This window comes from Tenuifilum thalassicum (assembly GCF_013265555.1).
GTDB classification, from domain to species: Bacteria; Bacteroidota; Bacteroidia; order Bacteroidales; family Tenuifilaceae; genus Tenuifilum; species Tenuifilum thalassicum.
Window position 1 is genome coordinate 1,850,319 of the sequence record NZ_CP041345.1, and the last position, 23,148, is coordinate 1,873,466.

Here is a 23,148-nt window from a genome sequence, read left to right on the forward strand (position 1 = left end):
GCAAATTTTATATTAGTTTACCACTTACGCGATTCTAACTTTACTCTTGTTAATAGCAAAAAGACCAATGAGAAGCTGATAAAATAAAGGATATCGCGAGAATCAATTACACCCCTGCTTAACGATTCGTAATGTTCGCTAATACTCAATGAAATTAACACACCTCGTGCCCACTCCATCGACTGAAGTTCAGCAAACCAAACAATGCCATCGTAAAAAAGATAGGATAATGCGACTGAAGCGAGAAATGCAACTATTGTATTATCGGTTAAACTTGAAGTAAAAATTCCAATTGATGCATATGCTGCGGCTAAAAAGAAAAGTCCAATGTATGAACCCCAAGTAGCAGCCCAATCAAGGTTTCCGACCGGACTGCCAAGCTTAGCAACACTATAAACAAAAATAAGAGAAGGAATAAGAATGATACTAACCAGAACTATTGAAGCTAAATACTTCCCAACCACAAGTGCAGTATCGGAAATAGGTCGAGTTAGTATTAGCTCAATGGTCCCTGCTTTTTTCTCATCGGCAAACATTCTCATAGTTGCAGCAGGAACCAAAAATAGGAAAAGCCAGGGTGCAAGCAAAAACAATGAATCTAAGGTAGCGTATCCAGAGTCAAGAATATTCGTATACCCAGGCAGCACCCACAGAAAAAGTCCTGTTAAAACAAGGAATACGATAGCAATTACATATCCTGTTAACGATGAAAAGAAATTCTGCATTTCCCTTATGAAAATCGATTTCATGGTTATTGGGTTTTCCTATTTGACAACACTACTTGGTTCAACCTTTAATGAATCGGTTTGTGTAGAGATATTTGCCTTAGAGATATTGACAATTTGAACCCCTTTGAAATAGTACTTCACTATTTCCTCATAGCTCATTCCTTTACGTGCCATTTGTAGGGCGCCATCCTGACACATACCCACACCATGTCCATACCCCCTACCCGACAAACGAACTTCTTTTTTCCCTGCATAAACCGAAAACCATGCAGATTTTAGCTTAAAATACTTCCTAACAGTTGTGGTTAAAATTTTAGTCCCCTTAACAGTGTAATACTTAGGACGATTTTTGGGATTAAAATTCAAATCGCTACGAGTTATTTTTGAAGTATCAACCCCTTGCTCTGAAAGGAACTTATACCAACGCGATAAAGGTATTCGCTTTTCCCATCGCGCATTGGACGATGATGTACAGAACCTGTCGGGAACACTTTTCAAATATGGTAACGCTTGAACCCAAACATCCTCCGAATTGGCAGTTTGACCACCACAATTAGCATGAAATGCAGCTGTTATTGGTTTTAAATCGGCATCAACAACAATCAAATCTTTAACATCCAGAACTGCATCATAAATATAATCTATATTTTCTACACGCCCTTTATAAGCTTGGCAGTGCTCGGTATCGCAAAGGTTAAACCCCTCCGACTGATGCTTATTGGCATGCGATACGGTATAAGTACGGGCTAACAATGCTTGCGCTTTATAAAGTTCCTCCTCCTTATTTGGCCCAGTTTCGGCAAGCACAACTGATGCTAAGTACTTTTCCCTGTCTACCAGATTAATTGCCATAACCCTATCATAATCAACATAAAAGGTTATATTATCGTCATACATTCGAGCAGCCTGAGCAGGAATTATAGGCTTAATTCTAAAAACATCGTTGCCTGTTTTACCAACAAGGGTTACCCTTTTGAAGTTACCATAGTTATTAAACTCATCTCTTACTAAAATTGAATCGCCGCTTCGGCTAATATATAAAATCTGAAGGGGTTTTAAGCCAATTATTGTATCGCCTAAAACCAAGTTATACTCACCTTTTGTTGGGGTTACAAGTATGGTGCTCAATTTGACATTATTAAAGATACTAACGCTTAACTTTTGGGCAAATATTGAAAAAGAAAGTAAAAACAGAAGCAACAGGGAGAATACAAATTTTTTCATTTCGTGAAATTGGTTTTAAGAAGTTCAACAATTTTTTGGCCAACTCTTTCCGATGCCCCCCTTTCACCTAAAATTTCTTTTAGTTTACGATATTGTTCAAGTTGTTTAGCCCTTTTTGGCTTACCTGGCAGTAAATCTGAAGCCTCGGAATACAACATCTTAGGTGTTAAATCGTACTGTTTTAACTCTTTAACCACCTCGGCATTCATATTCAAATTTACTAACGAAATATATTTCACTTTTATTACTGCCCAGGCTATAAGCATTGACAATAAGTTTCCTTTGTAGCAAACTACCTGAGGGACATTCATTAATGCAGCCTCAAGAGTTGCAGTACCAGATGTGACAAATGCAAGTGTAGCACAGGAAAGCAGCTCGTAGGTTTTATTAAAAACAATTGAAACCTCTTTCCCTTTGATGTAAGGCTCATAAACCGATTTATCGAGCGAGGGCGCCCCTGCTATAACAGCCTGGTATTCCGGAAACCGCTCAGCAACCTTCAACATTACGGGAAGATTATACTTTATTTCCTGTTTTCTGCTTCCAGGAACTAAAGCAATAATTGGTTTTTGAGGCAAACCATTTTGGTTACAAAAATCGTTTAGCGGAATAGGGTTAGGCAGCTTGTTTAATATTGCATCTATTGATGGATTCCCTAGATAAATTGAATCTACACCCTTGTTCTTAAAATATTCAATCTCAAAAGGGAAAATGATAAACAGCTTATCGATATACTTTTTTAATGTTTTTACGCGCGACTCTTTCCAAGCCCAAACCTTAGGTGCAATGTAATAGAAAACTTTAAACCCAAATTGTTTGGCAAACTTTGCTATTCGTAAGTTAAAACCAGGATAATCGACAAGGATAACCACATCGGGCCGAAACTCAAGAATGCTTTTCTTACATAGCTCCATGTTTGCCTTTATGGTTCTAAGGTTCATTACTACCTCTAAAAAACCCATAAATGCCATATCGCGGTAGTGCTTAACTAGAGTTCCACCCTGGGCCTGCATTAAATCACCACCAAAATATTGAAACTCAGCATTAGCATCAGCGGCCTTAATCCCCTTCATCAGGTTGGAAGCATGTAAATCGCCCGACGCCTCCCCGGCTACAATAAAATATTTCATAGCTATAAAAATCGAAACAAGACAATAGTTAATGCAAGTAAAATAGTTATACCCAAAACCCCTTGGGCAGCTTTAAGCCTGTTTGTCCAAATAAATACAAAAAACAACCCTAAATTAGGTATAACAGCAAGCGAAAGGGCACGAGAAAGGTCTCCCTTGAAATTTAGATATTTAATAAAATCGATAAACCTGTAACTCCCTGCCAAAGAAAGATAGATTACAAAAAAGGTTATTACTGGCAGCGCCAGCCCTAGCAAATAACCATGCCACTGTTTATTTATTTTTTTCTGCATGCGACAAATTGATATCTTCTAAACTCCAAGATTTTAAACGTTGTAACTCCTTGTAATTAGTTAAATCTATTTGAATTGGAACTATCGAAACATACCCTTCCTTAAGCCAATACTCATCGGTATCGGTAGCGTTGGGTTCGTCGTTATGAAAGTATCCTGTAAGCCAATAGTAATCTTCACCACGCGGGTCGGTACGTTTTTCAAATTCTTCGCGCCAAGTACCTCGATTTTGACGAGCAAACCTGATACCTTTTATTGAATTTAATGGTAAAACGGGTACATTAACATTTAAGCAACAACCAGCAGAAAGGCCTTCGGTTAAAACCTTCTCAACAATGACCCGCCCATACTCTATTGCTCCTGAAAAGTCAGGGAACTCACTATAATCAAGAAGTGAAAATCCGATGGATGGAACACCATATAGGCAACCTTCTACAGCTGCGGCCATGGTACCACTATATATAATGCTTATTGAAGAATTTGAACCATGATTAATACCAGAAACAACCAAATCGGGTAATCGTTTTGAGAAAAGCTGACTCATTGCTAGCTTTACGCAATCAACAGGCGTGCCGTTAACTGTGTAAAAGCTAACATCGTCCTCACTACTTTTCTCACTAAGCCTTAATGGGTTTTTTATGGTTATAGCATGCGACATACCCGATTGGGCCTCCTCGGGAGCAACTACTACTACTCTGCCAAATGGTTTAACCATTTCAACCAGCGCCTTTATACCAGCAGCCTTATACCCATCATCATTTGTAACCAAAATTACAGGTTTCCGTTTTCCCCCTTTTTCCTCTATCATTTTATCTGCATTATACGTGAATTTCGCAAAGATACAATTTTTTACATACCATGTTTTATGTTAAGCTAATACTCCATTAGGGGAGTGTTAAAAAAAGCGTAATCTTACCGACTACGCTTAAACATTACTTTATTGAATAAACTTAAAATACTCAGAACTCCATCTTACGCGTAATTACACCAGGAATTTTAAGAAGTTCCTCATGCAGCTTGTTTTGGTCTTCTACGGGACCAGTAAGTTCAAGTAGAACTAAACCTGATGAGCTGCAATAATCATCGGACACCTCATGTAGCCCCAAACGAGTTTTAATTGAGCACCCGTATTTGGTGAGTGTTTTCTGAACCTCACCAGCTTCTTTAACCCTATCGTGAATTTTTACACCGAGGATAATGTGTTTATCTTCCATAGCGTGGCTGTTTTAGGTTTGTATAAATTTACGTTAAAAAAGAAAACTTTTCAAAACATTAACAGTTAAAATTTTGGTAAAGAAGTTTAGAAATTGCATCAAAAAAGTTACCTTGCAAGCAAAGTTCTACTAAAAAAATCTTACTATGAATCGCTTTTATGGAACTAAAGTCTTTTTTGTAATCATTTCAATCTTAATAGCAAGTCAGAATACAAAAGCTCAATACTTTGGAAAAAACAAACCCATTTATAAGAATTTCAAATTTGATGTATACCAAACACCCAATTTTGAGATTTACTACTATTTGAAAAACGACAGCTTGCTTAACACTCTTGCACTAACAGCAGAAAAGTGGTACGACAGGCATTACCAGGTATTTAGAGATTCAATAGAAGAGAGAAACCCAATAATTTTGTACGACAACCATGCCGATTTTCAACAAACAACTGCAATTTCGGGGACTATTGGAATTGGGACAGGAGGTGTTACCGAGGCTCTAAAGAACAGGGTTGTTTTTCCCATTACGGAAACATGGCAGCAGACCAATCATGTTTTAGGTCATGAGCTTGTGCACGCATTTCAATACAATTCTCTTATTAATGGCGATTCAACCTCATTAAATTCGGTTAGAAACCTTCCATTATGGATGGTTGAAGGGATGGCCGAATATCTCTCACTTGGCACATACGATTACCAAACCGCCATGTGGATGCGCGATGCGGTCTTAAATGATAATTTCCCAACACTTCAGGATATGACCTATTACCCCAGCAAGTATTTCCCATATCGTTGGGGACATGCATTTTGGTCGTTTGTTGGCAGAACATTTGGCGACAGCCTTATAAATCCAATTTTCAAAGAAACCGCTAAACGTGGTTACAACTATGCTTTACTAAAATATATTGGTTTAACCGAACAATCATTTTCTACCCTTTGGAAATCGGTTTATTATGATTACTTTAAAAAAAGCCTCCCCGATTCTGTTGACAACCCCAATGGCTCTTTAATACTTTTTGAGAGAAACGCAGGTCAAATCAACATTTCTCCATCAGTAAGTCCCGATGGACGTTATGTTGCCTTTTACTCCGAAAAAGACCTTTTCTCAATTGACCTATACCTAGCCCATGCAATAAGTGGAAAAATTGTTAGAAGATTATCGAGTGTAGTGCATCAGAACGAGATTGATGCGCTTAATTTTATTGAATCGGCAGGCACGTGGTCGCCCGATAGTAGAATGTTTGCATTTGTTGGCTACAGCAAGGGTAAGGCTAAACTCATAATTGCTGATGCATATGAAGGCAAGCTGGTTGATGAGTTCTACATACCAGGGGTCCCATCTTTTAACTATCCAGCATGGTCGCCCGATGGTAAAACAATTGTTGTATCGGGGCTTGTTAATGGCAACAACGACCTGTACTCGGTAGATATTAAAACCAAAAAAGTTACGCAACTCACCCACGACCCATGGTGCAACATTCATCCAGCCTGGTCGGCCGATGGTACTAGAATTGTTTTTTCAACCGACAAACCTTCTAGCACTTCGAAAAATGGCTCAACAGGATATAACCTTGCTACCTACGACGTTAACACAAACCAAATCACAGTGTTCGACATATTTCCTGGAGCTGATAATGTAAACCCAATGTTCTCCGCCGATGGGAAAAGCATCTTCTTCTTATCAAATAGCGATGGCTATCGAAATCTATACCGCTACTACCTTGAAACAGGTGATGTTTATAGAATGACAAGAATCCTAACAGGAATATCAGGAATGACTACGCTTGCACCTGCTATGAGTGTAGCTCGCGAAAACGATGAGATTGTTTATTCACACTTCTACAAAAGCAAGTATAGCATATATACAGCGGACACAACCGATTTTAACCCAGTTAAGGTAGACCCCTATAAGGTTGATTTTAGCGCCTCAATACTTCCTCCTGTAAACAGGGCAACAAGTGGACTGGTTGATAAAAATCTGGCTAATAGTAATCTCCCAACATTCCTAGTTGATTCCTTTAAGAGAGTTCCATTTAAACCAAAATTTAAACTCGATTATATTTCAAACATTGGAATGGGAGTTAGCTCTTCGCCTTACGGTACCGGAATGGCTGGTGGCGTTGAAATGCTTTTTAGCGATATTACAGGGAAAAATATGCTTTATACTGGTTTATCGCTCAATGGTGAAATTTATGACTTTGGGGGACAGGTGGCATTCCTACAACAGAAAAAATATCTTACATGGGGGATTTCTGCTTCGCATATCCCTTATTCATTTGGACAATATGGTTACGATACACTCCATCGAACAATTGATGGAAATCAAGTTGTCATTGAAGACATTCAACTCATCTACTTTAGAATGTTTGAAACAGCAACTGGACTATTGATGTATTTCCCCTTATCTTCGACCCAACGTTTTGAACTAAACTCCTCTATAGCACGCTATTACTACCGTTCAGACATTTACTCAAACTACTACATCGATGGATTTTATTATGGTTCAGAACGAAGGAAGGGGGAAGTCCCTCCTGGTTTCTGGTTGCAACAATCGAGCGCAGCATATGTGTTTGACAACTCCGACTTTGGTATTGCATCACCAATGAGGGGATTTAGAATGCGATTGCAAGGCTCCAAAACCCTAGGGGAATTTAACTATTGGGGCGCTTTGGCTGATGTGCGTAAGTACTTCTTCAAAAAGCCTTTCAGTTTTGCCATTCGTGGCCTTTACTATGGTAGGTTTGGTTCATCAATAGATAACAATGTGCTTTACCCGCTATATATTGGCTATCCCTGGTACGTAAGAGGATACGATAGCAATGCATTTCTCGACTATGGACAATCAAACACAAACGTATCGGTTGACCAGCTAACAGGCGACAACATTGTTGTGACAAACTTTGAAATCCGAATTCCTTTTACAGGACCTGAAAGGCTATGCCTAATCAAATCAGGCTCTTTGTTTACAGAGTTGGCCCTTTTTGCCGATGCAGGAATAGCATGGTCAAAGGATTATAAGCCAAGTTTAAAATGGCAACCAACATCTCTAGACGACAGAACACCATTTGTAAGTACAGGCCTCAGCCTCAGAATTAACCTTTTTGGAATGATGATACTAGAACCCTACTATGCCATTCCATTTCAACTGGGTGGGCTTGAATCGGCACGATTTGGAATTAACTTCTGGCCTGGTTGGTAGTTCCAAATGATTTAAACTTAAAAAACAAAGGCTACCCATGCATTGGGCAGCCTTTCCCTTTTCAAAAATAAATCGTTATAGGTAATCCTCAAAGTATCTAATTACTTTATCTATAAGGTGAACCCTATCCTTGCCCCTAACATTATGCTGATGCTGAGGATACATAAAGAAATCGACTTGAACACCAGCCTTTACAAATGAATGAAGCAATGTAAGACTATGTTGAGGCACAACGGTATTGTCCATATCATCGTGAATAATTAAAAGCTTACCCTTAAGGTTACTAACATAGTTCTTCAGATCAGCATTTTTATAACCTTCTGGATTTTCTTGTGGGGTATCCATATATCGTTCACCATACATAACCTCGTAAAACTTCCAATCAGTTACAGGGCCACCTGCAACTCCAACTTTAAAAACATCGGAAGCCTTAAGCATCATGGTAATAGTCATGAAACCACCAAAGCTCCATCCGTGTACTCCAATTCGTGTAGAATCGACATAGGGTAACGATTTAAGATACTTTACACCAACCAGCTGGTCTTTCAACTCCTGAACTCCCAATTGGCGATGAATCACCTGCTCAAACTCTGCACCACGGTTAATGGTTCCCCTATTATCCAGAGTAAATAGGATATACCCTTTGTTTGCCAAGTAGCTTTCCCATAACCTTGAGCCACCCATCCAGCTATTTGTAACAAGCTGAGAGTGTGGACCTCCATATACATACACCACAACCGGGTACTTTTTAGTTGAATCGAAATTAGTTGGTTTTATTATTCTACCGTAGAAGGTAACCCCATCGTCAGACTTAAGCGTAACTAGTTTTGGTAGTGGAACATTATACCCTTCGTAAGGATTTGATGCATCTAGTAAAAGTTTTAGACTCTTCCCCCTGGTATTAAACAGGGTAACCCTATTAGGAACTGTTATTGAGCTATAGAAATCGATAAAATACTTGTAATCAGAGCTAAAGTAGCCACGATGCGTACCACTATCAAAGGTTAGCTGCTTAATGCTACCATTTTTAATCCTAACGCCATATACTTGTTTCTCAATGGGGCTTTGCTTGGTTGCAGTTATGTAAACTACCTTATTCTTTTTATCAACACCATTAATACTTATAACTTCCCACTCGCCTTTTGTTAGCTGCTTTACCAAAGAACCATCGGTTTTGTATATGTAAATATGATTCCAACCATCGCGACGACTTTGCCATAAAAAGGTATTATTGTCGATAAATAAAGGTGGATTTAATGGCTCCACGTACTTATCGCTTTTCTCTTCAAAAAGGGTTTGTTCTAGGTTCCCACTATGAGCATTATAACGATTGAACTTCATGTGATTCTGCCCACGATTTAAAACAGCAATATAAATGGAAGTTTCATCGGGGCTCCAATCCACATTGGTTAAATACTGTTCCTTTGGTTCACCTGTTTTTAGTTCAACTGTTTTGCCTGATTGAGTATCGTATACCCGTAAAGTTACCTCATGGCTCTTCATTCCAGCCATTGGGTAACGAATATAATCCACTTCGGCCACACGTTTGGTAATATCAACTAAAGGATATCTTGTCACCATACTTTCGTCCATATGGTAATATGCTAAATATCTGCCACTTGGCGACCAGAAAGTTCCTTTTGTAATTCCAAACTCATTACGGTGAACACTTTGACCATTCACTAATCCATCAATTGAATCATTTGTAACAGCAATCTGATTTCCTTTAGCATCTACTAAAAACAAGTTTTGCCCAACCGTGTATGACATCCACCTCAAATCTGAGCTAAATTCATGATTTTCGCTCCCTTCGGGAATTTGGAACTGAGCAACCAAATTCTTGTTTTCAACATCAATAAATACAAAACTTGAAGAATTTCTAATTCTAATAGTCTTGTTATCAACCCATAAAGGGTAAAAGCGACGAATTCTTTTAGCCCCCAAAGTTTCAAGTAATCCATTAACTTCATCTAAGGAACAAATTTTCCTAACGGAATTACTCTTAGCATCGACCCCCAACAAGGTGTCATTCCTCAAATAAGTGTATTCCGTTGAATTAGGTCGCCAGCTAAAGGCTGTTAACGATTTTGGCCTAAACTCACTCCATTGACCAAGAACTGCCTGCTCTAACGATAAGTCTTTTTGAGCAAACGATACTATTGCCAATGTAACCGAAACAAATAAAAATATTATCCTTCTCATAATAAACATATTAGATAAAACCATTTTAATTTTGCGCTAAAATAGCTAACTTTATTTATCAAAGACAATTTTAATAAGCTAATGGTTTAATTTTTGGGTGTAAAGTCGAAGCTTTTCATCATTTGTAGTATATTTGATATTTCAACAAATTTTAGTTACTTGCAATTAATCATAAAAATTATTTTACAAGAGTTTTAAAATGAGAATGAAACTTATTACCAAAGCATTTTCACTACTAGCTATTACTTTTTTGCTTGCAGGTTGCAAGAGTGGACCAAAACAGGAAACATCGATTGAGAGCAATTCTCCCGACACCCTAGCATCGCTGGTTAAAGTTGAAAATGCAATATTCCCAATTCCATCGCCCTGGCAAATAACCCGTATAATCCAGAAAGTTGATATTCCATTTAACGAATCCTTACTTCACAACATTAACGACTACCAAAAGTACACAACATCGTTCAAGCAAGCTTTAAATTTAGGGGTTTATGGAACTGATTTGAGTTACCTAAACATGTACGAAAAAACACAAGAATCACTTCAACGCCTTGGTGTTGTAAAAAAACTAAGCGAGCAGCTTGGAATTACGGAAACCTTTCAACCCTCTCTTTTTGAACGCATTGAAAACAACATTGACAAAAAAGATTCTTTAATGAAAATCCTTTCCGATGCTTATGCCACATCGGACTTATATTTAAAACAAAACGAACGTTACGATATTGGTGCACTCATTGTTGCTGGCTGCTGGATTGAAAGCATGTATATCATGACACAAATTGCCCAAAATAACAATAACCGGGAATTAATAACTCGCATTGGGGAACAAAAACACCCGCTGGACAATCTTATTGAACTTCTAACCCCCTTCTACTTTAAATCGCAAGAATTTTCCGACTTACTCGACAAGCTAATTGACCTCGCATATGAATTTGACGGCGTTATATACACCTACTCTTACAGAGAACCAATTATCGATGAGAAAAACAAAACAATAACAATCAACAGCCAATCAAGAGTGGTAATGTCAGAATACCACATTAAAATAATTAGCAAAAAAATTGAACAAATTCGTAAATCTGTAATTGAATAACATCCAGGTTATGTATCGTATTATAACAATTATTCTTTTTGTTTTCTTGCAATTTGGCGTTAATGCCCAAGTTGAAAACCTTAAAAAAAGTTGCAAGGTTAACTTTCCCTCAAATTACATTAGCGATGGTCAAGAATACTTTGCAGCACTAAAACCCGACCAACGAATTGAATTCAGAACAACCTTTTATGCAGATAATACATACCGAATATCTGCATGCACCAATGCTAAAAAAGGGAAACTTGTATTTACAGTTTACGATACCGAAAAAAACCTACTTTTTACTAACGAATCATTCGATTACTCTCCTTACTGGGACTTTAAATTCACATCAACAGTAACATGCATCATACAGGTTGATGTGAAAAGTTCACAGTTTGTTCCGGGATGGGTAATGCTACTAATTGGTTTCAAACAATAACTCAGACATAACAATAAATGAGCGAATCCATCCTTAAGGCGTTAATGCAACTTTTTGCAATCATTGCTCGGCCAGTTTCACCCGACGAGCAAGAGAACAACGATTATACCGATCGCCGAAAGGTAGTGGAAGAGTTTTTAAGGCTACAGCTTAATATTGATTTAGTTAACGAATACCTTAAAGTATTTGACAACTACTACAACCTTTACCAGGAGAAACAAAGCGAGAAGAGCAAATCAAAAAAACGCACGTCATCGAGTTCAGTAAGAGTTCTAAAAATTTGCTCGCAGATTAACGAAGAACTACAGCAACAGCAGAAAGTAGTTGTTCTTGTCAGGCTTCTTGAATTTGTAAAGCCCGAGTCAGGTGACGTTACAGAACAGGAAATGGAATTTATCAGCACAGTTGCTGAAACATTCTATATACCCAATAAGGAATTTGAACATCTAAAAGATTTTATCCTTAACGACTTTCACTCAATCCCCTCCCATACTAACATTCTTCAAATTAATGGGCAATCAGAGCCGCCAAATAATTTGGAAAAGCACCTTTATGCTGAAGGATTGCATGAAGAGATAAAGATTCTTTTCATAGAATCTGCAAACATCTTTTTCCTACGTTACAATGGTTACCACGAATTATACATTAATGGGCATCTGCTCTCAAAGGATAAGATTTTTGTTTTAAACAATGGTTCTTCAATTCGTAACTCCAAAATAAAGCCCATCTACTTTAGTGATATTGTAGGCCGTTTTGTACAAGATAAGATAAAGGAAAAGATTGTTTTTGAAGCCATTGATATTGAATACAAATTCCGTAGCGGAAAAACAGGGCTTCATTCCATGTCGTTTGCACAGGAAAGTGGGCATTTGGTAGGTATTATGGGCGCTTCGGGAGCAGGGAAAACCACCCTGCTGAATGTTCTGAACGGAAGCGAGAAGCCCTCAAAGGGAAAGATTCTAATTAATGGAATTGATATTCACAACCAAAAAGAACTAGTTGAAGGTCAAATTGGTTTTGTTTCACAAGACGACCTGCTTATTGAAGAACTTACCGTTTACCAGAACCTTTACTACAACGCACGACTTTGCTTTGATAATTACACCGAGGAAGAGCTTAACAAGGTGGTATGCCAAACCCTTCAAAATCTAGGACTATACGAGATTCGGAATATGCGAGTTGGCTCTCCTCTTAATAAGAAAATAAGCGGCGGGCAGCGCAAGCGGTTAAACATTGCCCTTGAATTAATAAGGGAACCTGCTATTCTTTTCCTTGACGAGCCAACATCGGGTTTGAGCTCAAGGGATTCCGAAAACATATTAGACCTTCTAAAGGAGCTTACGCTAAAAGGGAAATTGGTGTTTGTTGTAATCCACCAGCCATCGTCTGAAATATTTAAGATGTTCGACCGGTTAATTATTCTGGATACTGGTGGATATTTAATCTACAATGGCGACCCAATAGAGTCAATCATATATTTTAAATCGAAAGTACAACAAGCAAACTGGAACGAAAGCGAATGCCCTGTATGTGGGAATGTCAACCCTGAGCAGATTTTTAACATTGTTGAGTCCAAAGTACTGGATGAATACGGAAATCCAACTCTAGCAAGAAAAATAAGCCCCTTGGAGTGGAACGAATATTATAAAGAACTATCAGCAACTGTTCCAAAAAACGAAACAAAACGTTCCCCCCTACCCAAAATTCATTTTAAAACACCCAACTGGTTTAAACAGCTTCGTGTTTTTGTTAAGCGCGACATCCTTAGCAAGATTGCCAATACCCAATACATGATTATTAACCTTTTTGAAACCCCATTACTAGCCCTACTTCTTTCCTACATTATAAAATATTACAACGTTGATGTCTCAAATAAAATTGGCTACACCCTTCTTGATAATAGCAACCTACCCGTATACCTGTTCATGTCGGTAATTGTTGGCATATTTGTAGGGCTAACTGTAAGCGCTGAAGAAATTATTAAGGACAGGAAAATACTCAAACGAGAGGCCTTCTTGAATCTTAGCTGGTCTAGCTTCTTAATGTCAAAAGTGGTAATCCTACTTGGGATTTCAGCATTTCAAGCTTTAACATTTGTTCTTATCGGAAATTCCATCATGGAAATAAGGGGAATGTACTTTGAGTACTGGTTAGTCCTTTTCAGCACATGGTTTTCCGCCAACATGCTAGGCCTAGTTATTTCCGATAGTTTTAAAACTGTGGTTACTATTTACATTCTTATACCATTTCTTGTAATTCCGCAAATAATTCTTAGTGGCATTATTGTAAAATATGAAAAGCTAAACCCTGCAATTTCATCACCTAACACAATCCCCTTATACGGAGAAGTAATAATTGCTCGTTGGGCATACGAAGCACTTGCAGTTTATCAGTTTAAGGAAAATGATTACATGGCTCCATTATACAAATACGAAGAAGCCATGAGCCTTTCCGATTTCAAACGTAACTATTGGTTAAAATCTATTCAAAACAAGGTTGATTTTTGTATTCGAAACTTTAACGATAAAAGCAAAAAAGAAGAGTTTAAAAACGCGTTGAAACTAATTCAAAACGAGCTTGCTAAAGAGACAACCTCACCCAGAGCATCGCACATAAGTTTTAGTAAGTTTTCATTGCTAACGCCCGAATTAATCACAATAGAAACCCTAAACGAGCTAAGCCATTTTCTTGAAAAGCTACGAGTATACTACGTCAAACTTTATAATAAGGCTATTGCAGAAAAAGACAGGTACATAAATAACTTTCAGAACAGCAGGCCAAATGGGAAGGAACTTTTTGTAGAACATAAAAGGAAATACCACAATGAGAGTTTAAGCGAATTTGTAAGGAATTCTGGCGAGGTTGAACGAATAATAGAATACAAGAATCAGCTAATTCAAAAAATAGACCCCATATTCAAATTCCCAGAAAACAAATTTCTAAGAGCCCATTTTTATGCACCAGTTAAACCAATTTTTGGTTTTTACATTGGCACATTATGGGTTAATGTGATAGTTATATGGCTTAATAGTATTTTTCTTTTTGTTGTACTATATTTCCGCTTACTAAAGAGATTTCTAGAATGGTTGGAGAACCTTGGGGGTGAATCTGAATAAAAAAAGAAAAGGCAGCCTTAACAGCTGCCTTCTTATAATTATGATGCATAAAACTTAGTCAACTATTTGAATCATCTTGAAAGGAACCTTAATTATTGATTCGTAATCTTCGCCAGCCTCAAGCATATCCTCATCATCCTCCTCGTAATACCAGTTGATAATAACATCGTGTTGATTCTTTTTAAGCTGCTCTAACTTTTTAAAAACATCAAGAATACACTTTGATGACGATGTGTTGAAATATTCTAGCTGTACATTAACAACCGTGTTTGGTTTAGGATTCTTAATATACTCATCGAGCCATTCTACAATAGGACGATAAAACTCTATTGAGTTTTCAGGTATTGAACGTCCTTTAATTTCTATTACTCCTGTTTCAGGATTTAATATGACAGTAGGAGTTTTAGGCGTCCCTTCAATATTAACTAATTCCATGATATTTAAATTTTTAATTATCGGCCATTAACTAACACACTAAGAATAAAGAAATAATAGCTATCATTATATTGAATAAACTCATAGTTGAGTTTGTTCCCAGTCTTTTTTGCAATGTCAATCAACCCTAATCCGCCACCACCTTTATCGGAAAAACTCTGATTATTAAGAACAAATTTATAAAATTCTTTTAACTCTTCTTTCGAGAGGGAATTAATTTTATCAATTTTACCTTGTAGATTTGATTTTTTGTCTGCCTCAATCATATTACCTGTAGAAAGATAGAACCCATTATCTATTTTAGAAATGATAAAAGCACCGAAGCTAGAATCTTGCACAGCGTCAGGAATGGTATCTACATGATGGTAAAGATTTTGAAGGCACTCAACCATCACATTATAAAGTTTTTTTCTTACAGGGGTTTCAACCGCTTCTTGAGTGAGTTTGTATTCAATAAGTTCAAGGGCGTCAGCAATTATATTAGAATTAACCTCTCCTTTATAAGCTACAAGGATAGCACCCTTATGCATTTTTTCATAACATTTTGAAAAAAACTCACTCATCGTATATTCGGGTGTGGTGTTATCCAATTCTTTAATGATTTATAAACAAATATAATAAAATTTTACTTGAATTATCCAAGAATTTATTGAAATAAAACAAAAAAAGGAACCAAAAAGGTTCCCTTTAAGAAAGTATATGCAATACAACCACCTATTTTTGATTCTTGAACTTAGATTTCACACTACCTTTATACATTGTAAAACGTTGAAATTTGCATTCGAGAGCCCCATTAAAAAGTGTATGCTTAGCCGAAGGGCGAAGCCCAAAACTTTTAAGAGCTTCCTGATTTGAACTAATAAGCCAAACATCATACCCCGTATAGTTCTTCTTAAAGACATCCGAAATTTGCTTGTAGAAGTTCTCAATTTGTGCCTTTTTCAATCGCTCGCCATAAGGCGGATTAGTCACAACAAGTCCCTTTTCTACCTTAGGCGGAATATAATCGAATATAGAAGCAACTCCTAGGTCAATCTTACGTTGCAATCCCGATTCTTTAACATTTTCCATAGCCGAAGCAATAGCCTGCTTGGAAATGTCGCGGCCAAGTATTAGGTATTCAAAATCTCTTTCTCGGCTATCGTCGTTGTAAATAGATTGCAGAAGTTCCTCATCGAAGTCAAGCCAGTTTTCGAATCCAAAATGCTGACGGAAGATGCCCGGAGCAATGCCATAAGCAATAAGGGCAGCTTCAATCAGGATTGTTCCAGAGCCACACATGGGGTCAACAAAAACAGAATCGCCATCCCATCCGGCAAGTTTTATCAGACCAGCAGCAAGCACCTCATTTATTGGGGCAACATCTTGAGCCACACGATATCCACGACGATGTAACGACTCCCCAGATGAGTCAAGAGAAATAGTACACACATCGTTATTAACATGAACATGAAATTTAATATGAGGCTTTTTAGGATCGACAAATGGTCGCTTGCCAAACTTATCACGGAACTGATCGGCAATGGCATCTTTTAATTTAAGTGCAATATACCGTGAGTGTGGAAAATGTTCGGAATTCACCACGCTTTCAACCGCAAACTTATGGGACAAATCCATAACTGAGGACCAGTCAAACTTACGAGCATTCCCATAAAACTCATCAATTGTGCGTGCATTGAAAACGTAGATAGGTTTCAGTACCCTTAATGCAGTGCGTAACCAAAAGTTCGATTTATATAAAGTTTCTTTAGTGCCGTAATAGCTAACAGACCTACATCCAGTTTCAATATTTTCTGCACCAATTTCCTTTAGTTCTTCGGCTAAAACGCCCTCTAACCCCTGAAGGGTTTTAGCTATCATTTGAAACTTATCGCTCATCACCTAAATTACTTTATCTGAAGTTACTTTTTCTTGGGTTTTGCCTTAGTTATTAAAGGTTTGCCATCGGCTTTACGATTAGCAAATGCATTTAAAATCCTTTCTGCCTCTTTGAAAGGAACCGTTATAAAAGAAAAATCGTCGCGAACTAAAATATCGTCAATTTTTCTATCGGGGATTTGAACTTCTTTTCTAATAAATTCAGAAATCTTCCTTGGATTCATCCCATCCTTTTTCCCTAACCCAATAAACAAACGAGTTGTTCCCTTGGTATCAACATGAAAAGTCCTAATTTCGGAATATGAAGATGCATCGAGCTGTGTTTTAAAGGCGAGGCGGAGAAGTGCAGCTAAAGCAACTTCGGGGCTATTGGTTTCAATCAAATCCTCAGCCATCCCTAAATAATCTGAATATTTACCGCTCTGAATTATTTCGCGGAGCTCCTCTTTAATCTTTTCTCGTTTAACTGCAACTATATCTTCGGCAGCTGGTAAAAGCTCTTTTCGAATGTTTACCTTTGTGGCTTTCTGGAAATAGTTGAGTTTACGGTACTCGGTAGGTGATACAAAAGTAATTGCAGTACCCTGTTTCCCTGCTCTACCGGTTCTTCCAATTCTATGTATGTATGATTCTGGGTCTTGGGGTAAACTATAGTTAATAACGTGTGTAAGGTCTGCAATGTCTATCCCTCGTGCGGCAACATCGGTAGCAATAAGGATATTGATGTACTTTTTGCGAAACTTTTTTAAAGTCTTTTCGCGTTGTGCCTGAGAAATTTCGCCATGCAAACCTTCTGCAGCGTAACCACGCTCAATAAGTTTATTGGTAACTGTATCAACATCGTTTCGGGTACGACAAAAAACCAATCCGTAAAACTCTGGTTCAATGTCAATTATTCGAGTTAAAGCATCGAATTTATCACCTTCATGTACTTCAAAATAGATCTGATCGGTTAAACCTGTAGTTGGCTGGGTTCTATCAACCTGTAATTTCTTAGGGCTCTTCATGTACTTCTTGGCCAACTTTACGATACGATCGGGCATAGTTGCCGAGAAAAGCCAAACACGCTTTTCATCGGGTGTATGCTTCATAATGAGTTCTATATCATCAATGAAGCCCATGTTAAGCATCTCGTCGGCCTCGTCTAAAACAAAGTACTGCAAAGAGCTAAAATCTAAATCGCCACGTCTAATTAAATCAAGTATTCTACCTGGAGTACCAACTACAATATCAACACCTTTTTTTATACGACGTTGTTGTTCCGATATAGACTGTCCACCATAAACGGCAGTAATAACCACCCTTTTTTCTGCAAGAGAGAGCATCTCATCGCAAACTTGCAGGGCAAGCTCACGGGTAGGAACTAGAACAAGCGTTTTAATTCCTTTGGGTTGGCCTTCGAGTTTTTCTATTAATGGCAACCCAAAAGCCGCTGTCTTTCCTGTTCCTGTTTGGGCTTGAGCAATAATATCATTATCTTCACTTAACAAGACAGGTATGGTTATCTTCTGAATAGGTGAAGGTTGTTCAAAGCCCTTTTTTGTGATTGCGTGAAGGGCTTTATCCGATAACCCTAACTGCTTGAATTCATTGTTTATTTCCATAGTAAAAATTTGTGGTCGGTATGACCAATAAAATGTATAACATTAAAACTACTGCACTAAATGCTTATATTTATCCCAATTCTTAAGAATTTCGAGACATTTTCTGAAAGTTTCGTTAGAAGAATTAGAAACCTGATAGTAATAACCAGGTCCAAATAACGACTGAGCAAACAACCCCTTTAGCTGGATCTTTAACTCATTCGAAGATGTTTTTATCCCTTCTTCATCGCGTGATATTTTCTTAGACTCAGCAAAGTCAAAAAGTTCATTTAGTATTGAATCGTCAACATTAAAGTTTTTCTCAAACTTTTTAAACTTTGTATATTTCTTAAGGAGTGATTTACGGTTAGCATCAACCCATTGAATGGCAAATTGGTTGATTACTCCCGAACGAACAAGTTTACCGTAGTAATTGGAATAGAATGAAGTGTCGAGAGGGACAAATACATCGGGCATTATGCCCCCACCACCATACACAACTTTCTTTTTAACTAGTGTGTAATACTTCAAAGAATCGGGGAAGTGAATGCTGTCCTGGTTAAATAATTCGCCATCCTTATATCGTTTTTCCAAATCAGAATAGTACTCTTTAGCATCACCTTTTTTGTAAGGGCGCTGAATTGCTCTACCAGATGGTGTGTAATACTTAGCAACAGTTAACCTTATCATAGAGCCATCGGGTAAAGGAAGCTGATTTTGGACAAGCCCCTTTCCAAATGTTCGACGACCAACAATAATTCCCCTATCCCAGTCCTGCACTGCACCAGAAAGAATTTCGCTGGCAGACGCCGAACCCTCGTCTGTCATAATTAAGACACGACCTTTAAAGGGTTTGCGTTTTCTTTTATGAGAGAAATAATCGGTTCTAGGACTATTTCGGCCCTCGGTATAAACTATAAGTTTACCTGGATCAAAAAGGTAACTCGCAATTTCATAAGCCGAATTAAGATATCCCCCGCCATTATTTCGCAAATCAATAATAAGATCTTTCATTCTTTTCTTCTCGAGTTCATCGAGAGCTTGAACAAACTCATCTTCGGTAGTGGCGGAAAATCTATTTATTTTAATATACCCAACGCCAGGTTCGGGCATGTAGTATGTATCAACGCTGTAGATTGGGATTTTATCGCGAATAATTGTAAAATCGAGAGGCTCCTTGACCCCTTTTCTAACTATTTTCAGATCGACACGAGTTCCTTTGGGGCCTCTAAGAAGTTTATGGACATCTGGTATTTTAAGCCCAATGCTAGCGATAGGCTTTCCATCAACCTCAATAATTCTGTCGCCAGCCATAATACCAACCCTTTCCGAAGGTCCGCCTGAAATAGGGTTAACAACCATTAAAGTATCATTCAAAATGTTGAACTCTATGCCAATGCCTTCGAACTTGCCCTCTAGCGGCTCGTTCATGGCTTGAACATCTTCTTTAGAGATATATACAGAATGAGGGTCGAGCTGTCCTAAAATATCAACGATAGCATCGTCGACCAATCGGGTTACATTAATTGTGTCAACATAACTACTTGAAAGATATTGAATAAAACGGACAAACTTATAAGCGCTAAAGCTAGAATTAGATTGAGCATTTACAGTAAAAACAGTGCATAAAGCAACTAGTATGCTAATAAAAAATTTTTTCATAAGGCAAAAGATTAGTTATTCCCATTCAATTGTGGCAGGAGGTTTCGAGCTAATATCGTAAACCACCCGGTTAATACCTCTAACCTTGTTAATAATATCATTTGAAATACGGGCTAAAAACTCATGAGGAAAGTGGTACCAATCGGCAGTCATACCATCGGTTGAGGTAACCGCCCTAAGAGCAACAACGTACTCGTATGTTCGCTCATCGCCCATTACGCCTACCGATTGAATTGGCAAAAGGATTGCACCAGCTTGCCAGATTTTGTCATATAAGCCAGCCTCTCGCAGTCCTTGAATATAAATGCTATCGGCTTCTTGTAAAAGCTGAACTTTCTCGGGAGTAACCTCACCAAGAATTCTAATCCCTAACCCTGGTCCTGGGAAAGGATGTCTGTTTAGAATTGCTCCAGGTAATCCAAGTTCTTTACCAACCCTACGAACTTCATCCTTAAAAAGTAGGCGTAGAGGCTCAACAACTTTGAGGTTCATTTTTTCAGGAAGTCCACCAACATTGTGATGTGACTTTATAGTAGCAGAAGGGCCGTTAACTGATACCGATTCAATCACATCGGGATAGATGGTACCTTGGGCAAGCCATTTTACATCTTTTATCTTATGTGCCTCGTCGTCGAACACCTCTATGAATATTCTACCAATAATTTTCCTTTTCTGTTCTGGGTCGGTTATTCCTTTAAGTTCCTTATAGAAGCGCTGACTAGCATCAACACCGATAACATTTAAGCCTAGGCTCTGATACGATTCTAGCACTTGTTCAAATTCGTTCTTACGAAGTAGGCCATTATCAACAAAAATGCATGTAAGATTTTTTCCGATAGCTTTATGAAGCAATAAAGCAGCAACCGAAGAATCAACCCCACCAGAAAGGCCCAAGACAACTTTATCGTTACCTAATGTACTCTTTAGCTTACTTACAGATTCTTCAACGAAAGAAGCGGGAGTCCAATCTTGTGAACACCCACATATATCAACTACAAAATTTTTGATAAGTTTTGCACCCTCAACGCTATGGTACACCTCCGGATGAAACTGTATACCATAGGTTTGTTCTCCGTTAACTTCAAATGCGCCAACTTTAACATCAGCAGTGCTTGCAATAACCTTGAAGTTATCGGGAATTTTAACAATAGTGTCACCATGCGACATCCAAACCTGAGAGCGCGGCGATAGGTTTGCAAAAAGAGGGCATTCATTATCAACAACCTCAATGGTAGCCCTGCCATACTCACGAGTAGCCGATGGCATAACCTCTCCACCATTAGTTTGGGAAAGGAATTGAGCTCCATAACATATGCCCAATAACGGTAATTTACCTTTAATGTCTTTTAGATCAACAAAAGGAGCATTATCATCTCTAACAGAGAATGGGCTACCTGAAAGGATTACACCTTTTACTGTACTATCTATTTGTGGAATTTTGTTGAATGGGTGAATTTCACAATACACATTAAACTCTCTAACTCTTCGGGCAATTAGTTGGGTGTACTGTGACCCAAAATCTAGAATAATAATCTTTTGATGCATGATTATAATAAAACTTTGATTTGCAAAGGTACTAATTTAGTGCCAAAAATGAATTGTTTTTCTTACCAGCATGTATATTTTATGAATAAATAACTAATCGAACTGACTATCAACAATTTTAGGACTAACCTGAATTGTATCGCCATCGTTTATAACATATGAATTTTGGAAAACACTTTTGGCCTCATTTAAAAACAGTTGAATATCCTTATAACGAGACGAGAAATGCCCCAATATTAGCTTACCAACATTTGCTTTTAATGCTACGGTTGCGGCCTGAAGTGCAGTTGAGTGACCTGTTTTGCGAGCCAACTCTAATTCAGAGTGCAAGAATGTGGCCTCATGATAAAGCAAATCGACACCTTTAACCAAGCCAACAAGGCGTTCGCTGTACAAGGTATCGGAGCAATATGCATACGAGCGAGGTTGGCTATGAATATATGTTAGCTCACTATTGGGTATAATATCTCCATTGGGTAAAACTAAGTCATGTCCATTTTTTATACTAACAATATCAGCAATTGTTAGATTGTACTTAGAAATAATATCTTTTCTAATATTCGGTTGCTTAGGTGCTTCTCTAAATAGATAACCAACTGCAGGAACCCTGTGTCGTAAGGGAACTGTAGTCACAACGACATGCTTATCGGTATAAATCTCCTCTACTTTAAATGGGTCAACAGCATGGTATATAACCTTGAAACTTGGCTTATCGGTAAAGAATTTAACGTTTTGCATAAGCAAATCTTCAAAGTCGGCAACACCATAGATATGTAAATCGTTAGTCCTACCAAGAAGATTAAGAGTAGATATTAGACCAAAAATGCCAAGAACATGGTCGCCATGTGAATGGGTAAGGAAAATATTGTTAATCCTGTTCAAGGGCAAGTGGTACTTTCGAAGCTGAATCTGAGTACCCTCACCACAATCAATAAGATAAAACCGCTCATGTACATTAAGCACATGAGCGGAAGGAAAACGTTTAGATGTAGGCAATGCTGAGCTGCTACCTAGTATGGTAACTGAAAAGGTCACTAGTTTGTTTAGTTTTCAGCCTTTTCAATCATTTGCACAGCCTCATCCTTAGAATATGCAATATTAAGCACTGTATCGAGTTGCGAAATTGTAATTAATCGTTCAACAGCATCAGTAAGACCAGTAAGAACAAATGTTCCACCAGCATTCTTACAAAGCCTGTTTGCAACAAGAATAGCACTTAACCCTGAAGAATCGCAGTATCTGCAACTACTTAGGTCGAGTATTATGTTTCGTTCACCATTTCCAGAAATTAATACTAATTCTGACTTTAGACTTGGTGCAATATTAGTATCCAATTTTTCTTCAAGTACCTCTATTTGGGTGAACTTCTCGAACTTTTGAATTTTAAATTCCATTTCTTTCAGGATTAAATGGTTAAACTTTCGCAACTCT

19 protein-coding genes are annotated in these 23,148 nt (G+C 37.9%); 4 read left to right on the plus strand and 15 right to left on the minus strand.

Going from position 1 to position 23,148, the window contains the following annotated elements:
• Positions 1-17: 17 nt before the first annotated feature.
• The 6 genes from gldF to FHG85_RS07865 form a co-directional block, all read right to left on the minus strand.
• The gene (gene gldF, locus FHG85_RS07840; protein WP_173074663.1) at positions 18-749 is read right to left on the minus strand and encodes a gliding motility-associated ABC transporter permease subunit GldF; all 732 of its coding nucleotides are present in this window, start codon (positions 747-749) and stop codon (positions 18-20) included.
• A 15-nt stretch (positions 750-764) separates the two neighbouring features.
• Positions 765-1,952, minus strand: a complete 1,188-nt coding sequence (locus FHG85_RS07845) for a SpoIID/LytB domain-containing protein (protein WP_173074665.1) — start codon at positions 1,950-1,952, stop codon at positions 765-767.
• The gene (lpxB, locus tag FHG85_RS07850) at positions 1,949-3,082 is read right to left on the minus strand and encodes a lipid-A-disaccharide synthase (protein ID WP_173074667.1); all 1,134 of its coding nucleotides are present in this window, start codon (positions 3,080-3,082) and stop codon (positions 1,949-1,951) included. Before lpxB ends, FHG85_RS07845 begins: the two co-directional genes overlap by 4 nt.
• 2 nt (positions 3,083-3,084) lie before the next feature.
• Complete coding sequence (locus FHG85_RS07855) at positions 3,085-3,375, minus strand: hypothetical protein (protein WP_173074669.1); 291 nt, start codon at positions 3,373-3,375, stop codon at positions 3,085-3,087.
• The gene (gene surE, locus FHG85_RS07860) at positions 3,356-4,183 is read right to left on the minus strand and encodes a 5'/3'-nucleotidase SurE (RefSeq protein WP_173074671.1); all 828 of its coding nucleotides are present in this window, start codon (positions 4,181-4,183) and stop codon (positions 3,356-3,358) included. Before surE ends, FHG85_RS07855 begins: the two co-directional genes overlap by 20 nt.
• A gap of 151 nt (positions 4,184-4,334) precedes the next feature.
• Positions 4,335-4,589 (minus strand): hypothetical protein, encoded by a 255-nt coding sequence (locus FHG85_RS07865; RefSeq protein WP_173074673.1) that lies wholly within the window; start codon positions 4,587-4,589, stop codon positions 4,335-4,337.
• A 145-nt stretch (positions 4,590-4,734) separates the two neighbouring features.
• On the opposite strand from FHG85_RS07865, the gene FHG85_RS07870 reads away from it, so the two are divergent.
• A complete protein-coding gene (locus FHG85_RS07870) occupies positions 4,735-7,785 on the plus strand; it encodes a basic secretory protein-like protein (protein ID WP_173074675.1) in 3,051 nt (1,016 codons plus the stop codon).
• A 75-nt stretch (positions 7,786-7,860) separates the two neighbouring features.
• Here the strand turns inward: FHG85_RS07870 and FHG85_RS07875 are convergent, their stop codons facing one another.
• Positions 7,861-9,987, minus strand: a complete 2,127-nt coding sequence (locus FHG85_RS07875) for a S9 family peptidase (protein WP_173074677.1) — start codon at positions 9,985-9,987, stop codon at positions 7,861-7,863.
• Between the two features lie 199 nt (positions 9,988-10,186).
• Between FHG85_RS07875 and FHG85_RS07880 the strand changes: the two genes are divergently transcribed.
• The 3 genes from FHG85_RS07880 to FHG85_RS07890 are packed head-to-tail and all read left to right on the plus strand — an operon-like array spanning position 10,187 to position 14,614.
• Positions 10,187-11,077: a putative periplasmic lipoprotein gene (locus FHG85_RS07880; RefSeq protein WP_173074679.1), complete on the plus strand. Its 891-nt coding sequence runs from the start codon at positions 10,187-10,189 to the stop codon at positions 11,075-11,077.
• A 10-nt stretch (positions 11,078-11,087) separates the two neighbouring features.
• Positions 11,088-11,498: a hypothetical protein gene (locus tag FHG85_RS07885; protein ID WP_173074681.1), complete on the plus strand. Its 411-nt coding sequence runs from the start codon at positions 11,088-11,090 to the stop codon at positions 11,496-11,498.
• Between the two features lie 17 nt (positions 11,499-11,515).
• Positions 11,516-14,614, plus strand: a complete 3,099-nt coding sequence (locus FHG85_RS07890; RefSeq protein WP_173074683.1) for an ATP-binding cassette domain-containing protein — start codon at positions 11,516-11,518, stop codon at positions 14,612-14,614.
• A gap of 54 nt (positions 14,615-14,668) precedes the next feature.
• Here FHG85_RS07890 and FHG85_RS07895 read toward each other — a convergent pair whose 3' ends face one another.
• From FHG85_RS07895 to FHG85_RS07930, 8 genes are all read right to left on the minus strand, one after another.
• On the minus strand, positions 14,669-15,049 hold the full coding sequence (locus FHG85_RS07895) for a DUF1987 domain-containing protein (protein WP_173074685.1): 381 nt from the start codon (positions 15,047-15,049) through the stop codon (positions 14,669-14,671).
• A gap of 17 nt (positions 15,050-15,066) precedes the next feature.
• Complete coding sequence (locus FHG85_RS07900; RefSeq protein WP_173074687.1) at positions 15,067-15,639, minus strand: SiaB family protein kinase; 573 nt, start codon at positions 15,637-15,639, stop codon at positions 15,067-15,069.
• A 124-nt stretch (positions 15,640-15,763) separates the two neighbouring features.
• Positions 15,764-16,927, minus strand: coding sequence for a THUMP domain-containing class I SAM-dependent RNA methyltransferase (locus tag FHG85_RS07905; protein WP_173074689.1), 1,164 nt, complete (start codon positions 16,925-16,927; stop codon positions 15,764-15,766).
• A gap of 23 nt (positions 16,928-16,950) precedes the next feature.
• Positions 16,951-18,531 carry a DEAD/DEAH box helicase gene (locus FHG85_RS07910; protein WP_173074691.1) on the minus strand — a complete coding sequence of 527 codons (1,581 nt, stop codon included), beginning with the start codon at positions 18,529-18,531 and terminating at the stop codon, positions 16,951-16,953.
• A 48-nt stretch (positions 18,532-18,579) separates the two neighbouring features.
• Positions 18,580-20,172, minus strand: a complete 1,593-nt coding sequence (locus FHG85_RS07915; RefSeq protein ID WP_173074693.1) for a S41 family peptidase — start codon at positions 20,170-20,172, stop codon at positions 18,580-18,582.
• Between the two features lie 15 nt (positions 20,173-20,187).
• Complete coding sequence (guaA, locus tag FHG85_RS07920) at positions 20,188-21,717, minus strand: glutamine-hydrolyzing GMP synthase (protein WP_173074695.1); 1,530 nt, start codon at positions 21,715-21,717, stop codon at positions 20,188-20,190.
• 93 nt (positions 21,718-21,810) lie between these two features.
• Positions 21,811-22,752, minus strand: coding sequence for a ribonuclease Z (locus tag FHG85_RS07925; protein WP_173074697.1), 942 nt, complete (start codon positions 22,750-22,752; stop codon positions 21,811-21,813).
• A gap of 8 nt (positions 22,753-22,760) precedes the next feature.
• On the minus strand, positions 22,761-23,111 hold the full coding sequence (locus FHG85_RS07930; protein ID WP_173074700.1) for an STAS domain-containing protein: 351 nt from the start codon (positions 23,109-23,111) through the stop codon (positions 22,761-22,763).
• Positions 23,112-23,148 lie beyond the last annotated feature (37 nt).

Bases quoted from the DNA above. Each gene is read 5' to 3' on its own strand.
- guaA (WP_173074695.1), bottom strand. From the start codon at position 21,717: ATGCATCAAAAGATTATTATTCTAGATTTTGGGTCACAGTACACCCAA.
- FHG85_RS07855 (WP_173074669.1), bottom strand. From the start codon at position 3,375: ATGCAGAAAAAAATAAATAAACAGTGGCATGGTTATTTGCTAGGGCTG.
- FHG85_RS07895 (WP_173074685.1), bottom strand. From the start codon at position 15,049: ATGGAATTAGTTAATATTGAAGGGACGCCTAAAACTCCTACTGTCATA.
- surE (WP_173074671.1), bottom strand. From the start codon at position 4,183: ATGATAGAGGAAAAAGGGGGAAAACGGAAACCTGTAATTTTGGTTACA.
- FHG85_RS07875 (WP_173074677.1), bottom strand. From the start codon at position 9,987: ATGAGAAGGATAATATTTTTATTTGTTTCGGTTACATTGGCAATAGTA.
- FHG85_RS07870 (WP_173074675.1), top strand. From the start codon at position 4,735: ATGAATCGCTTTTATGGAACTAAAGTCTTTTTTGTAATCATTTCAATC.
- FHG85_RS07930 (WP_173074700.1), bottom strand. From the start codon at position 23,111: ATGGAATTTAAAATTCAAAAGTTCGAGAAGTTCACCCAAATAGAGGTA.
- FHG85_RS07880 (WP_173074679.1), top strand. From the start codon at position 10,187: ATGAGAATGAAACTTATTACCAAAGCATTTTCACTACTAGCTATTACT.
- lpxB (WP_173074667.1), bottom strand. From the start codon at position 3,082: ATGAAATATTTTATTGTAGCCGGGGAGGCGTCGGGCGATTTACATGCT.
- FHG85_RS07845 (WP_173074665.1), bottom strand. From the start codon at position 1,952: ATGAAAAAATTTGTATTCTCCCTGTTGCTTCTGTTTTTACTTTCTTTT.
- FHG85_RS07915 (WP_173074693.1), bottom strand. From the start codon at position 20,172: ATGAAAAAATTTTTTATTAGCATACTAGTTGCTTTATGCACTGTTTTT.
- FHG85_RS07910 (WP_173074691.1), bottom strand. From the start codon at position 18,531: ATGGAAATAAACAATGAATTCAAGCAGTTAGGGTTATCGGATAAAGCC.
- FHG85_RS07865 (WP_173074673.1), bottom strand. From the start codon at position 4,589: ATGGAAGATAAACACATTATCCTCGGTGTAAAAATTCACGATAGGGTT.
- FHG85_RS07905 (WP_173074689.1), bottom strand. From the start codon at position 16,927: ATGAGCGATAAGTTTCAAATGATAGCTAAAACCCTTCAGGGGTTAGAG.
- FHG85_RS07885 (WP_173074681.1), top strand. From the start codon at position 11,088: ATGTATCGTATTATAACAATTATTCTTTTTGTTTTCTTGCAATTTGGC.
- gldF (WP_173074663.1), bottom strand. From the start codon at position 749: ATGAAATCGATTTTCATAAGGGAAATGCAGAATTTCTTTTCATCGTTA.
- FHG85_RS07890 (WP_173074683.1), top strand. From the start codon at position 11,516: ATGAGCGAATCCATCCTTAAGGCGTTAATGCAACTTTTTGCAATCATT.